General features: G+C 73.1%; 13 protein-coding genes. 5 read left to right on the top strand and 8 right to left on the bottom strand.

The features are described from left to right. Positions 1 to 139: 139 nt before the first annotated feature. Together ACFWM2_RS11770 and ACFWM2_RS11765 are read right to left on the bottom strand one after the other, a co-directional pair. Positions 140 to 1,363 carry a DUF2993 domain-containing protein gene (locus ACFWM2_RS11770; protein WP_383276679.1) on the bottom strand — a complete coding sequence of 408 codons (1,224 nt, stop codon included), beginning with the start codon at positions 1,361 to 1,363 and terminating at the stop codon, positions 140 to 142. 124 nt (positions 1,364 to 1,487) lie between these two features. Continuing rightward, complete coding sequence (locus ACFWM2_RS11765; RefSeq protein ID WP_383276676.1) at positions 1,488 to 3,287, bottom strand: bifunctional metallophosphatase/5'-nucleotidase; 1,800 nt, start codon at positions 3,285 to 3,287, stop codon at positions 1,488 to 1,490. 188 nt (positions 3,288 to 3,475) lie between these two features. Between ACFWM2_RS11765 and mshD the strand changes: the two genes are divergently transcribed. After that, positions 3,476 to 4,402 carry a mycothiol synthase gene (gene mshD / locus ACFWM2_RS11760; RefSeq protein WP_383276673.1) on the top strand — a complete coding sequence of 309 codons (927 nt, stop codon included), beginning with the start codon at positions 3,476 to 3,478 and terminating at the stop codon, positions 4,400 to 4,402. A 4-nt stretch (positions 4,403 to 4,406) separates the two neighbouring features. Here mshD and ACFWM2_RS11755 read toward each other — a convergent pair whose 3' ends face one another. The 6 genes from ACFWM2_RS11755 to ACFWM2_RS11730 all read right to left on the bottom strand — a co-directional run bounded on the left by ACFWM2_RS11755 (position 4,407) and on the right by ACFWM2_RS11730 (position 9,738). Continuing rightward, on the bottom strand, positions 4,407 to 5,081 hold the full coding sequence (locus ACFWM2_RS11755; RefSeq protein ID WP_383276670.1) for an ABC transporter: 675 nt from the start codon (positions 5,079 to 5,081) through the stop codon (positions 4,407 to 4,409). A 31-nt stretch (positions 5,082 to 5,112) separates the two neighbouring features. After that, positions 5,113 to 6,654: an ABC transporter permease gene (locus ACFWM2_RS11750; RefSeq protein ID WP_383276667.1), complete on the bottom strand. Its 1,542-nt coding sequence runs from the start codon at positions 6,652 to 6,654 to the stop codon at positions 5,113 to 5,115. Next, positions 6,651 to 7,532, bottom strand: a complete 882-nt coding sequence (locus tag ACFWM2_RS11745; protein ID WP_383276664.1) for an ABC transporter ATP-binding protein — start codon at positions 7,530 to 7,532, stop codon at positions 6,651 to 6,653. Before ACFWM2_RS11745 ends, ACFWM2_RS11750 begins: the two co-directional genes overlap by 4 nt. Then, positions 7,529 to 8,542 (bottom strand): zf-HC2 domain-containing protein, encoded by a 1,014-nt coding sequence (locus ACFWM2_RS11740; protein WP_383276661.1) that lies wholly within the window; start codon positions 8,540 to 8,542, stop codon positions 7,529 to 7,531. Before ACFWM2_RS11740 ends, ACFWM2_RS11745 begins: the two co-directional genes overlap by 4 nt. After that, entirely contained in the window at positions 8,539 to 9,081 is a 543-nt protein-coding gene (locus ACFWM2_RS11735) for an RNA polymerase sigma factor (RefSeq protein WP_383276658.1), read from the bottom strand. Before ACFWM2_RS11735 ends, ACFWM2_RS11740 begins: the two co-directional genes overlap by 4 nt. A gap of 63 nt (positions 9,082 to 9,144) precedes the next feature. Further along, positions 9,145 to 9,738 carry a hypothetical protein gene (locus tag ACFWM2_RS11730; RefSeq protein WP_383276655.1) on the bottom strand — a complete coding sequence of 198 codons (594 nt, stop codon included), beginning with the start codon at positions 9,736 to 9,738 and terminating at the stop codon, positions 9,145 to 9,147. Positions 9,739 to 9,890: 152 nt separating this feature from the next. Between ACFWM2_RS11730 and ACFWM2_RS11725 the strand changes: the two genes are divergently transcribed. From ACFWM2_RS11725 to ACFWM2_RS11710, 4 genes are read left to right on the top strand one after another with little or no spacing between them, the layout of a single operon-like run. After that, complete coding sequence (locus ACFWM2_RS11725; RefSeq protein ID WP_383276652.1) at positions 9,891 to 10,277, top strand: GntR family transcriptional regulator; 387 nt, start codon at positions 9,891 to 9,893, stop codon at positions 10,275 to 10,277. Then, complete coding sequence (locus ACFWM2_RS11720; protein WP_383276649.1) at positions 10,274 to 11,173, top strand: ABC transporter ATP-binding protein; 900 nt, start codon at positions 10,274 to 10,276, stop codon at positions 11,171 to 11,173. Before ACFWM2_RS11725 ends, ACFWM2_RS11720 begins: the two co-directional genes overlap by 4 nt. Beyond that, complete coding sequence (locus tag ACFWM2_RS11715) at positions 11,170 to 12,204, top strand: ABC transporter permease (protein WP_383276646.1); 1,035 nt, start codon at positions 11,170 to 11,172, stop codon at positions 12,202 to 12,204. Before ACFWM2_RS11720 ends, ACFWM2_RS11715 begins: the two co-directional genes overlap by 4 nt. Beyond that, positions 12,201 to 13,166, top strand: coding sequence for a hypothetical protein (locus ACFWM2_RS11710; RefSeq protein ID WP_383276643.1), 966 nt, complete (start codon positions 12,201 to 12,203; stop codon positions 13,164 to 13,166). Before ACFWM2_RS11715 ends, ACFWM2_RS11710 begins: the two co-directional genes overlap by 4 nt. The last annotated feature ends 249 nt before the right edge of the window (positions 13,167 to 13,415 follow it).

Genomic DNA, 13,415 nt, shown 5'->3' with positions numbered 1-13,415 from the left:
AGACCTCGATGAATTGCGAGTAAGACAAATATTCAGGCCGACCCCGGAACCGAACCCCGCCTCACACAGAATTTATTACGCCACTCACCTGTAATTCACCAAGTCAATTGCCAGGTATATTGAATTGGTCGGTGCACGGTCAATGCCCGACCGACAGGGACGAGCCCGTCAGCCGGACACGGATGCCGTCCTTCTCCACCCGCACGTCCCGCAGTCGCAGCTCACCCTCCGCCGGACGCGGCAGCCGGAAGCCCAGGGAGAGCTGATCGGCGAGGACCGGCCGGGTGAGCCGGGTGAGGCCGTCGAGGAGCGCGGGGTCGAGGCCGAGGAGCTTGAGGAGCTCGGGGTGACCGACCGCCACGTCGAGGAGGTTCAGCCCCATGGCCTGACGGGCGAAGCGGGCCGACCCGGTCAGGCTCGCCAGCTTCGTGTCGTCCCGCAGCGCGCCCTGGACGGCCGCGTCCGGTACGCCGAGCCGGCGCACGATGGCCGGCACCGACAGCAGCGCCCGCGCATTGCGCCGCTCCTTGCTCAGCCGCGCCGCCGCGCTCGGGGTGAGGTGCAGGCCCTCGGAGGCGCGGACGCCCGGCCGGTACGTCGCCAGGTCCCCGATGTCCAGGCGCATGCCGCCGATCCGGGTGGCGATACCGCGTTCGCCGTCGCGCCGGATGCTGGCGTCGGCCCGGAGCTTGAGGTCGTGGCCGGCGACGGGCAGGGTGCCGCGCGCCCGCACCTGGTCGCGGCCGTGACCGGTGAACGTGACCTGGGAGGCGCCGAGTTCACGGTTGAGGTCGTCGAAGGCGAGCAGCACCTCGCCGTGCAGCTCCGGTATCCGGGCACCGCGCAGGGAGGTCGGGCCACCGATGAGCCGTACGTTCGTGGCGGTCGCCGACACCTTCGCCAGGGAGACCCGGTCCGCGGCGACGTCCGGCACCGTGACCCGCACGGAGTGGACACGCTGGTCGGCGAGTTGGGTGAGGAAGGGGAAGCCGACGATGTCGACCTCGGGTGCCGCGCTCAGCCGCAGCTGGTCCTTGAGCCCGTCCGCCGCCTTGTGTTCGGCGTAGAGCAGGGCCCAGCGGTCCGCGAGGGTGAGGAAGGCGGCGAGGACCAGGACACCGACGAGGGCCTTGGCCGCGAGGGGCAGGCCGGCGAAGCGCCTGCGGCGGCGCCGGGAGCCCCGGCGGTGGTTGGGCGGGGCCCACTCCTCCGCGTTTTCGTCCGCCGCCTCGTCCTGCGGCAGGTCCTCGTGGAGGAACTCCTCCAGCGGGCCGTCGTCCAGCGCGCCGAGCTCTTCGTACGGATCGATGTAGGGGTGGGGGTCGGCAGGGGGATGCGTTGTCATGCGGTGGGGGGTACGCATCGTCTCATCCGACCATGCGCACCGCCCCTGACCGCAACCGCTATCGCAGGTATGCGATCTTCCTCACGGCCCCAGGGGTGTCGTTCGGACCGGTCAGTGCCCCGGCCGATCCGAACGGCGCTCCCTACTTCAGGATCGTGATCCGGTCCGCGGCCGGCACCGGGTACGGCGTCGCGGCGGACGAGCCGGCCGTCAGATAGCCCTCGAACGCCGCCAGGTCGTCCCCGCCGACCAGCACGTTCGTGCCCTTGCCGAGCTCGGCGAAGCCGTCGCCGCCGCCCGCGAGGAACGAGTTCATCGCGACGCGGTAGGTGGCGGCCGGGTCGATCGCCGCACCGTTCAGCCTGACGGAACCGGCCACCACCCGGGCGGCGCCCGACTTGGTCAGGTCCAGGGTGTACGTCAGACCCCTGGAGATCTGCAGGATCTTCGGCGCGGCCTCGTTCGCGCCGCTGACCTGCTGCTGGAGTGCGGTGACCACCTGGGCTCCGGTGAGGTTCACCAGATTGACGGTGTTGGCGAACGGCTGGACCGTGTACGCCTCGCCGTACGTCACCACCCCGTCGCCCTCGCTGCCGCTCGCGGTGTAGGTGAGCCCGGCGCGGATGCCGCCCGGGTTCATCAGCGCGAGGTCGGCCTCCGGGTCGAGGGACTTGGCGTACGACAGCTGCGCGTCGGCGATCATGTCGCCGAGCGGGGACTCCGTACCGGTGTTGCCGATCTCGCCCGCGATGTAGCCGATGGGGCGCGAGGCGATCGGGGCGGAGAGGGTCTTCCACTGCGCGATCAGGCCGGTCATGTCGGCGGCCTTCGCCACATCACGGGTGACCACGTGGTTCGCCGACTTCACTGCCGTCCGCGCGATGTCGCCGGTCCAGCGGTCGTACGTCAGCGTGGTGTCCGTGTAGAGACGGCCGAAGGACGCGGCCGACGTCACCATGCGGGGGTTTCCCGCCGGGTCCGGGATGGTGCACGCGTACGCCTGGTGGGTGTGGCCGGTGACCAGCGCGTCCACGGCCGGCGTGACGTTCTTGGCGATGTCGACGATCGGGCCCGAGATGCCGTCACCGGCGCCGGGGCTGTCGCAGTCGTAGTTGTACGACTGCGAGGCGGGCGCGCCGCCCTCGTGGATCAGCGCGACGATCGACTTCACGCCCTGGCGCTGGAGCTCCTTGGCGTACTTGTTGATCGTCTCGACCTCGTCGCCGAACTTCAGGCCCTTGACGCCGTCGGCCGACACGATGTTCGGGGTGCCTTCCAGCGTCACGCCGATGAAGCCGACCTTGACGCCGTTCTTCTTCCAGACCCAGTAGGGCTTCAGCAGCGGCTTGCCGGTCTTCTCCTTGGTCACGTTCGCGGCGAGGTAGGGGAAGTCGGCGCCCTGGAACTTCTCGCTGCTGTCGTAACAGCCGTCCTTCGGGTGGCAGCCGCCGTTCTGGAGGCGGGCCAGTTCCGTGGCGCCCTCGTCGAACTCGTGGTTGCCGACGCTCGTCACGTCCAGGTCGAGCTTGTTCAGCGCGTCGATCGTCGGCTCGTCGTGGAACAGGCCGGAGATCAGCGGCGAGGCGCCGACCATGTCGCCCGCGGCGGCCGTGATCGAGTACTTGTTGCCCTTGCGGGCGTCGCGCAGGTGCGTGGCGAGGTACTCCACACCGCCCGCGTCGATCGTCTTCGTCGTGCCGTCGGCCTGCTGCTCGGTCACCCGGCCCGACGAGCCGGCCGGCGGCTCCAGGTTGCCGTGCAGGTCGTTGAACGACAGCAGCTGTACGTCCTGGTAGCGGCCGCTGCCGTGGTGGTGGCGGGCGGTCGCCGTGTCCTGTCCCGCGCTCGCGGGCAGCGCGGCGGCCAGCGCACCGACGGTGGCGAGGCCTGCGGCGGTGGCGAGAAGTCGTTGGGTACGTCTGTGCCGGGGCGTCGGCGGCATGGTTCCCCCCTGTGGGAGCTGTGCTACGGCTGTGGCTTGCGCGCAGCCTAGAATCAACGCGCGTAGCGCAACAGGGGGTTCCGGGTTACGGACTGGTTGCCATCACTTCCGCGGGGCGCCCCGAAGGAAGACGCGTCGGTCCTGCCCGGCTCCTTGTCCGGAAATCGTCGCGTCGTACTCTCGTATCCATGACCAGCGACGACACCGCACCCGCCGCCATCTCCCGCTCCGTCGAGACCCGCTCCGCGCTCTCCCCCGACCAGGCCGAGGCCGTACTCGAACTGCTCGCGGACGCCGCGCGGACCGACGGGCAGCAGGCGGTTTCCGAGCAGGGGCGGCTGCAGTTGCGCGGCGGCGAGCGCGCCGGCGTACGGCATCTGCTGCTGACCTTGGGCGAGACGCTCGTGGGATATGCGCAGTTGGAGGACACCGACCCCGTGGAGGCGCCGGCCGCCGAGCTGGTGGTGCACCCGGCGTATCGCGGACACGGGCACGGGCGGGCGCTGGGTTCGGCGCTGCTGGCCGCCTCCGGCAAGCGGCTGCGGGTCTGGGCGCACGGCGGGCACTCCGCCGCGCGCCACCTCGCACAGGTGCTCGGTCTGGCTCTCTTCCGTGAACTGCGCCAGATGCGGCGGTCGTTGACCGATCTGGAGCTGCCGGAGCCGGTGCTGCCTGCCGGGGTTTCCGTGCGCTCCTTCGAGCCGGGGCGGGACGACGCGGCGTGGCTCGCGGCGAACGCGGAGGCCTTCGCGCACCACCCCGAGCAGGGGTCCCTCACCCAGCGGGATCTGGACGACCGGATGGCTGAGCCGTGGTTCGACCCGGCCGGCTTCTTCCTCGCCTTCCGGGGCGAGGAACTGGTCGGCTTCCACTGGACGAAGGTGCATGCCGAGGAGGGGCTCGGTGAGGTGTACGTCGTCGGAGTACGGCCCGGCGCCCAGGGCGGCGGTCTCGGCAAGGCCCTCACCGCGATCGGCCTCCGCCACCTGGCCGCGCAGCGCCTGCCGACCGCGATGCTCTACGTCGACGCCGACAACCTGCCCGCCGTCACGGTGTACGAACGCCTGGGCTTCCGCACGTACGAGACGGACTTGATGTACCGCACGGAGACGTGACGTCTCAACTGCGGGCATGCGCGCCGCCGGGGCCGACGGGCGTCCCCCCGGTCGAATAGAGGGGCCGCCGCCGGCACGGTTCGAGCGTGCAGGTCGCGGCGGCCGCGGCCAGCGCGATCAGCAGCGCCGCCCACTGCAGATGCGCCGCCCCCCAGCGCGCGTCGTCCACGGCGACGAACGGAGTCCACCGCTCGGGGACCAGCAGCGGTGCCGACACCCCGAGGCCGAGAAGGGCCGCAGCCGCCCCCGCCCCGGGCTCGGCCTCGTCCGAGAAGCGGACGCCCGCCGCGGCGACGGCCAGCGCGAGGACCACGACGGCCGCGGCCTCGAGGGACACCGCCCCCACCGGGGGACGCGCCCCGGCCGGCACGAGGGCGAGGGCGACCGCCCACCAACCCACGACCAGGGGCGCGACAAGCCCCACGCGCAGAGCGACCCGCACCGGCCGCCGCACCGGCACGGCAGCGGTCGTATGCCGCGCCGGATCGTCCAGCAGAAACGTCAGCCCCAGCGCACCGGCCAGCGCCGCGGCCCGCAGGAAGTTGAGGGTCAGCCAGGGATCCGGCTGTCCGAAGAGCCCCCGCGGAGCGCCCGCGAGCAGCAGCCCCGCGCCCGCCCCCGTACCCAGCGCCCCCCACGGCAACGACCGCCACACGGGCCGGATCACGTCCCAGGTCATGCCCCGCACCGCCCCGCCCCCTCGCCCCGGCTCACTCACCGCACTGGTCTTCGCCCTTGGGCACGGGCAGGTCCAGCAGTTCCGCGGCCCGTGCCGTGGTCGTCCTCGGGGAGGTCAGCTCCGTCCAGTGGGCCTTCACCTTGGCGGTGACGCCGTAGCGCGGCTGCTGGAGGAGCTGCCGTACGACCGTGGTCTGCCGGGCGGTCATCCAGACGGAGTCCGTCGGGGTGATGGCGATCGCCGAACCGCTGATGCTGTCGTCGAGGCGCACCTGGCGGAGCGTGGCCATCGGGTCGGCGTCCGTGCCCAGCGCGAGCCACATGATCGTCACTCCGCGGGCCCCGCACGCCTCGTCGGCGCTCCGCTCGTCGCCCGCCACCAGGACGGAGGCGACGGCGACCGCGAACTCCGGGACCCGGTTGCCGCCCCAGCGTGTACCGACGGTCACCTGTCCCGGCGTACCGGACGGTTCGAGCGCCGCGTCCCCGCTCAGCCCGTGCCGGGCGTCGACGCGCTGCCGTACGGTCAGCCGCGCACCCCCGGCGGAGCCTCCCGCGAGGGACTGGACGCGTCCGACGACCGCGGCCCAGTCGGCCGTCCGGTCGGTCCACTCGGGGTAGGCGCAGTACGTCGACCGCCCGTGCGGGACGCAGGACTGCACCTTCTCGGGCGTGACGGACGCCGTCTCGCGGGCGTCGGCCAGCCCGGCCGGGTCACCGGCGCTCTGCCCCGCGATCCCCGCGACGGTGGCGGCGACGGCGAGCGCGGTGCCCGCCTTGATCAGTCGGGTACGTCCGCCGCTGACCAGGACCGCCGTACCGACCAGCAGGCCGATGAGCCCGATCAGATACAGCACGTGCCACGCGGCGGGGCGGCCGATCAGGTCGGCGGGCAGCGGATCGCTCCGGGTCTCGTTGACCGCCGGCCACAGCCACCGCCCCCAGCGCGCGTTGTTCGTGCCGTTGGCCACGAAGATCGCGAACACGAAGCCGCCGAGCGCGAGGAGCGGGACGGCGAACACGGAGGGGATCAGCCGCGCCATCAGCACGCCGAGGACACCGGAGAGCAGGACCCCCAGCGGGCCCACGGCCAGTTCGGCGACCGAGCCGTGGCCGACCGCGCCCGGCTTCAGCGCCGTACAGGTGAAGTCGAAGACGACGACCAGGGCGCAGGCCGCGGCGAGCGGCACGGCCGACAGCGCGTGCGCCGCCGTGCGCCGCCACGGTTCCATGACCAGCGTGTCGAAGTGCCGGTCGGTGCCACGCCGGCGGGAGCGCAGGGCGGCCCGGTTGGCGCAGACGAACAGCGCTATGCCGACGAGCATCGGCCGGTCCTGGGTGGCACGGTCGGCATCCTGGAGTGCCGGGAAGGCGTCCATGCCCTCGCGGCCGGACCACAGCCCCCAGCAGGTGTAGGCGACATACAGGGTGAAGAAGACGAACACCGGTACGTGCAGGGTGAGTTCGCGGGCCTCGAAGCGGGCGAGGGCGAGCATCGCCGCCGCTCGGGGCCGCCGGTCCGCCTGGGGGGACAGCTCTCTGTCCACGGGGGCGGTCATGACCGTGCCGCTCATGCCGACACCTCCGCGGACTCGCCGTCGAGGGTGAGCAAGTAGCCGTCCTCCAGGGTGGGTTCGAGGAGGTCGGCACCCTGGGGCGGGTCGCCGACGTTGCGGAAGGTGCCGGCGCCCGTACGCCATCCGGCCTTCGCGCCCGGGTCGCGTTCGCCACTGCTCCACACCCGGCCCGCCGCCCGCGCGGTCAGCTCGGCCGGGGTGCCCTCGAAGCGGATGCGCCCGTGGGCCATGACGATCACCCGGTGGCAGAGCATCGCCACGTCCTCGGTCTGGTGGGTGGAGAGCAGCACGGTCCGGCCCTCACCCGCCTGGGCGATCAACTCCCGGAAGCGCATGCGCTGTTCGGGGTCGAGTCCGACGGTCGGCTCGTCCAGGACGAGGAACCCGGGGTCGCCGACGAGTGCGGCCGCGAGCGCCACCCGCTGCCGCATGCCGCCGGAGAGCTTCTTGATGCGCTTGCCGCGTACGTCGGAGAGGTCGACGGCGGCGAGCACCCGGCGCACCTCTGCGTGCCGGGCACCGCGGTCCGTCAGCTCCTTCAGGATCGCCACGTAGTCGACGAACTCGAAGGCCGAGAAGTCCGGGTGGAATCCGGGAGTCTGCGGCAGATAGCCGAGCGAACGCCGTACGTCCTGGCGTCCGGCGCTCGTGCCCGGGTCGTGTCCGAGCACGGTGAAGGCCCCGCGGTCGGCGGGCAGCGCGGTCGCGAGCACCCGCAACAGGGTCGTCTTGCCGGCGCCGTTGGGCCCCAGCAGACCGGTCACACCGTCCTGCAGACGCAGTGACACGTCGTCCAGGGCGGGCGTGCCGCCGTAGCGGAGGGTCAGTCCGGCGGCCGAGACGGTGGGGGCGGCCCCCGGGAAGGCGGAGGTCATGCGGCGCTCCTGTCGATGAAGGCAGTGGTGGAGTCGAAGCGGTCCCGGACGGCGTACAGCAGCGCGGCGGCGAGCACCGCCACCGCCGCGGCGACGCCCTGTCCGGCCGCGGTGAACGGCACAAGGGTCCCCTCGCTCCTGTGGTCGGCCGCCAGCAGCAGCCCGAGCCACGCCCCGCCGACCAGGGCGGGTGCGAGGACCGGCCCCAGCCGGGGGGTCAGCGCGAGGGCGAGCGCGGTGAGGGCGAGCGCGGGCAGCAGCCAGGCGGCCGCGCGCAGCCCGTACGCGGGAAGCGCGAGCGTGGCCAGGCCGTTGAGCCCGATTCCGGTGGCCAGCACGGCGACCGTGCGGATCATCAGCAGCCGGAAGCCGTGCGTGGGCGAGACGACGGCCATCTCGTACGTCGGATCGAGCACGGGCCCGTAGGACAGCGCGACCCCGGCGAGCGGGAGCAGCGGCGCGAGGGCGAGGAACAGCGTGGGCGACTCGGCGCCCTGGACCGCGTAGGACGCCGCGACCGTCATCATCAGGACGGCGAGCACGGCACCCAGCCAGGCGCGCCGCAGCACGGGCGTGGCGGCGAGCAGCCGCGCCGTGTGGTCGGCGACCCCGGTCCGCACCAGCACCGACTCGAGGAACCCCGGCCGCGGCGCGTCGAGCTCGGCGTCCAGCCGTGCCCATCCCGAGTCCAGCGCGACCGGATCGCTGACACCGGCGAGCCCCTCCCGGCAGGGCGCGCACGCGGCGAGGTGGGTGTCGGCGGACCACAGCCGCGGCACCGTCAACTTGCCCTGCGCGTAGGCGCGCAGGTCGTCCTCGTCCAGGTGCCAGCCGGCACCCGCGCCCTCCCGACCCCCGTCGGCGGCACCCCGGCCGCCCGGGCCGCCCGTACCGGCCGCATCCGCCGCTCCGCCCGAAGCCGGATCCGGGACCCGCCCGCTGCGCCCGTCGCGCCCGTGCCCGTCCCGCCCGTCGCATCCGTCGCGTCCGTCGTTCTCGTGCGTCCTCATGCCAACGCCTCCCGCAGCTGCTTGCGGGCGCGTGAGGCCCGTGTCTTGACCGTGCCGGGCGGAATGCCGAGCAGGACGGCCGCCTCCCGGGTGGTGAGGCCTTCGACGACCGTGGCCTGGAGAACCGCCCGCAGTTCGGGTGACAGCCGGGTCAGCGCGCCGGCCAGGTCGCCGTGCTCCACACCGGCCAGCACCCGCTCCTCGGCGGACGCCTCGTCCCGGTGCCGCAGCCGGGCCAGCGTCTGGCGCAGCCGTCCGCGCGCCCCGTCGCCGCGCAGCACGTCGATCAGCCGGCGCGAGCCGATGCGCCACAGCCAGCCGGCCGCGTCACCCTCCTCGCGGTAGCGGGCGGTGCCGCGCCACACGGCGAGGAACGTCTCCTGCACCACGTCGTCGACCACCCCGGCGTCGGCGCAGCGGCCGCGCAGCCGCGCAGTCAGCCAGGGCGCGTACCGCCGGTACAGCTCTTCGAAGGCGCGCCGGTCCCCGTCCGCCGCGATGACCCGCAGCAGCTCCCCGTCGCTTCTCTTATCCCTCACGCCCCATCATCGGACGAGCCCCCCGGATCGGTTCACGGGGGGCTCGTCGACGGTGCGGGAGATCTACTTCTTGATCTCCGAGATGCACATCGTGAGCAGCGTCGTGGTGCGCCGCGTCTTCGTGTACTTGAGCTGTCCGTCCTCGCACTCGCTGGTGGAACCGGTCTGCTCGATCCGGTACTCCGCCTTGCTGCTGGAGCAGCCGACGACCTCCATGTCCGGGCTGGACTGGGAGCCGTTGTTCGTCAGGCAGTCGCCGACGGACGCGGTCCACTCGCTGGTGTCCGCGGAGGTGCTGGGCGTCTTGTGGTCGAAGCCGTTCACCAGGTAGTAGCCGCCCACGGCGAGAGCCGCGACGGCGAACGTGGCGACCTTGAACAGCGGCGAGCGCGAGTTGAACGCGGACCGCGGCCGGGCGGGCGGCGCGGGCTGCTGATGGAACTGCGGCTGCCCGTACGGCTGTTGACCGTACGGCGGCTGCCCCTGATGCGGAGGCGCACCCTGATGCGGAGGCGCACCCTGGTACTGCGGCGGCCCCTGGAACTGAGGCTGCCCCTGGTACGGGGCCTGCCCCTGGTACGGCTGCTGCGGCGGGCCCTGGTACGGCTGCTGCCCATAGGGCGGATAGCCACCTTGCGGCGGCGGAGGCGTGGACACGGAGTCCCCCTTCTTCACATGCGCACGTCAACTCAACGGCGAACCACGGAGGTTACCGCGCACCTCTGTGGCCACCGCCCCAGGCACTTGACACCTCCCACCCCCTTGCACCACCCTTTCACTACTCAATTAGTGAAAGGGTGGTTGTCCGAGTGGTCGAGTACCGCATCGACCGGCGCAGTGGCGTCGCCACCTACGTCCAGATCGTCCAGCAGACGAAGCAGGCCCTCCGCCTGGGTCTGCTCGAGCCGGGCGACAAGCTCCCCACGGCCCGCGAGGTCGTGGAGGCCACCGCCATCAACCCCAACACCGTCCTGAAGGCCTACCGCGAGCTGGAGCGGGAGGGCCTGGTCGAGGCCAGACGCGGCCTCGGCACCTTCGTACGGAAGTCGCTGGGCGCCGCCCCGGCCGACTCGCCGCTGCAGGCCGAGCTGGTCGCGTGGGCGTCCCGGGCCCGTGCGGCCGGGCTCGACCGGGACGACGTGGCCGCGCTCTTCACCGCCGTACTCGACGAACAGTTCAAGGGAGACACGGAATGACGGACACCGCCATGGAGGCGGCCGCGCTCGGCAAGCGGTTCGGACGCCGGGGCGGCTGGGCCCTGCGGGAGTGCGGGTTCCGGCTCCCCGCCGGACGCGTCTGCGCCGTCGTCGGGCCGAACGGCGCGGGCAAGTCCACGCTGCTCGCCCTCGCGGCCGGCGTGCTGGCGCCCACCGAGGGCAGGCTCACCGTGCTCGGCAGAAACCCTGGCGCGGCCCGCGAGCGCGTGGCGTACGTCGCCCAGAACAAGCCGCTCTACCCGCACCTCACCGTCGCCGAGACCCTGCGGCTGGGCCACGAACTCAACCCGGCCCGCTGGGACACCGCCACCGCCGAGCGGATCGTGGCCGCCGGCCAGCTCCCCCCGAAGGCCCGGATCCGCTCCCTCTCGGGCGGCCAGTGCACCCGCGTCGCGCTCGCCCTCGCGCTCGCCAAGCGCCCCGAACTCCTGCTCCTGGACGAGCCGATGGCCGACCTCGACCCGCTCGCCCGGCACGAACTGATGGGGATCCTGCTGGCGGAGGCCGCCGAGCGGGGCACCACCGTGGTGATGTCCTCGCACGTGGTCGCCGAGCTGGAGAACTCCTGCGACCACCTGATCCTCATAGGCGGCGGACGGGTGCGCCTCGCCGGCGACCTGGACGGCCTGCTGGCCGCGCACACCCTCACCACCGGCCCGAGCCGCGACCTCGCCCCGCACACCGTCGTCGAATCCCGCACCACGGGACGGCAGGTGACCGCGCTCGTCCGGCCGCGGGGCCCGCTCACCGACGGCGGCGAGACCACCGCCCCCTCCCTCGAAGAGCTGGTGCTCGCGCATCTGCGCAGCCCCGACGCCCCCGACCTGATCCTCGACGACACCGCCCGCACCGAGGCCCAGGAGCCCGCCGTATGACCACGCTCAGCGCCACCGACACCCGGGCACCGGCCGGCGGTACGCCCGTCCGCCTCGGCACCCTGCGCGCGATGCTGCGACTGCACCGCTCCGCCCTGTACGTCTGGGCGGTCGCGGTGGCCGCCGTCGCGGCGCTGATGCTGTGGGCGTACGGCTCGCTCGCCGACCCCGCGGTCACGGCGTACCAGCGCCTCAAGGCCTGCGACTACTCCTGCGCGTACGACAACGGCGCGTACGTCGCCTTCAAGGACTACTCGTTGTACGCCCACTACGCCGTCACCTTCGTCCCCCTGCTCGTCGCGCTCTGGGCCGGCGCCACCCTCACCGCCCGCGAGCTGGAGACCGGCACCGCACAGCTCGCCTGGACCCAGTCGCTCTCCCCGGCCCGCTGGCTGGCCGCCAAGCTCGCGGTGCCGGCCGCCGTGATCACCGCGGGCACCGCCCTGCTCGTCGTACTGCACCACCTGATGTGGGACGCCGGCCGGGGCGCCAACAGCCTTGCCTGGAGCGACATCCTGGTCTTCCAGGCCAACGGCCCGACCACGGTCGCCCTCGCCCTGTTCGGCCTGGCCGCCGGCGCCCTCACCGGTCTGCTGCTGCGCCGCCCGCTGCCCGCCCTGGCCGTCACGTTCCTGCTCACCGGGGCCCTCGCGTTCGTCCTCAACTGGTACCGCGCCTGGTTCTGGCCGGCGGTCACCACCATCACCCCCCTCAAGGAAGGCCCCTGGTACGGAGGCCTCGCCACCGACCGCGGGGTCGTCGACGCCACCGGCAACCAGCTGCCCCTCCCGCGCTGCGGCAGCGCCTGGGGCCCGTCCACGGCCTGCGCCGACACCTTCGACCGGCTCCACCTCACGGGCTTCTACAGCGACATCCAGCCCGCCTCCCACTACTGGCCCCTCCAGCTCACCGCTACCGGGGCCGTCCTCGCCCTCACCGCGCTCACGGCTCTCGCCGCCTTCCGGGTGCTCAAGCGGCACACGACGGGCACCGGCGGCGCGGGCACCGCCGCCAAGGAGGCCGCCGTATGAGCGCAGTCGCCGTCAAGGGCACCGTCCGGGGCCTGACCTGGACCGTGCTGCGCGTGCACCGCCCCGCACTGCGGTTCTGGCTGGCGCTGGTCGTCGTGGCCTCCGCGGCGATGCTGTGGGCGTACGGGCCGGGATTCGACATCGCGAACTCGCGCACGTACTGCCCCGTGAGCACGGACAACTGCGACACCGTCTCGGGCCCCTGGCAGGACCAGTACGGCTCGGTGGTGGCGCTCAGCACCCTCGTCGTCGCCCATCTGCCGTTCCTCGTCGCCGTCTGGGCGGGCGCGACCCTGACCGGCCGCGAGCTGGAGAGCGGGACGGCCGCGCTCTCCTGGACCCAGTCCGTCTCACCGGCCCGCTGGCTCACCGCCAAGCTGGCCGTCCCGGCACTGCTCGTCACCGCCGGGACCGCCGTCCTCGTCCCGCTGCACCGGCTGATGTGGCAGGGCGGCCAGGATCTCGTCTGGGCCCCCTGGTACGACGCGGACGTCTACCACGCCGACGGCCCGGTCACCGTGGCCTACGCCCTGTGCGGCCTGGCCTTCGGCGCCCTCGCCGGCCTGCTGCTGCGCCGCTCGCTGCCCGCCCTGGGCGCCGCCTTCGCCGCCCTGCTCGTCGTGTATGTGCTGGGCAACGAGTACCGCCCGAGCCTGTGGCCCGCGGTCACCGTGACCGGCGCCAGGGCCCTGAACCCGCCGGAGGACGCCCTCACGCTCCAGCACGGCGTGATCACCACCGACGGCATCCGCATCGGCAACAACACGGCCTGTGTGGAGCGCGCCGATGCGGCCGAGATCAAGCGCTGCATGACCGACGGCCACATCAGCGACTTCTGGGCCGACTACCACCCGCGGTCCCACTTCTGGCCGCTCCAGCTGGTGGAGTCCGGCGTCGTCCTCGCCCTCGCCGTGTCGGCCGCGCTCGCCGCATACGCCGTGCTGAGGCGCCGGACGGCCTGATCCCGGCCGCCGCTCGGGGGCACGACCCCCGGCCGGTACGTCCCGCGCGGGGGTCGGGACGTACCGGCTCCCGGCCGTGCACCGCACGTACGGGCGCTTCGGCCGGACACCCTGGAGCGCCCCTCCCCGTCCAGCCGGACACCGGAAGCCAGCCCCTCTCCGTCCGGCCGGACGCCCGGGAGCCGCTCCCTCCCCCGTCCGGCTGGACCCCCGGGAGCCGCCCCCCGATATCCCGCACGTCATGTCGCC

The sequence above is a fragment of the Streptomyces sp. NPDC058371 genome (genome assembly GCF_042723265.1).
GTDB lineage: Bacteria > Actinomycetota > Actinomycetes > Streptomycetales > Streptomycetaceae > Streptomyces.
The sequence above is the reverse complement of the archived record's forward strand: the minus strand, read 5'-3'. Positions and strand labels throughout refer to the sequence as shown.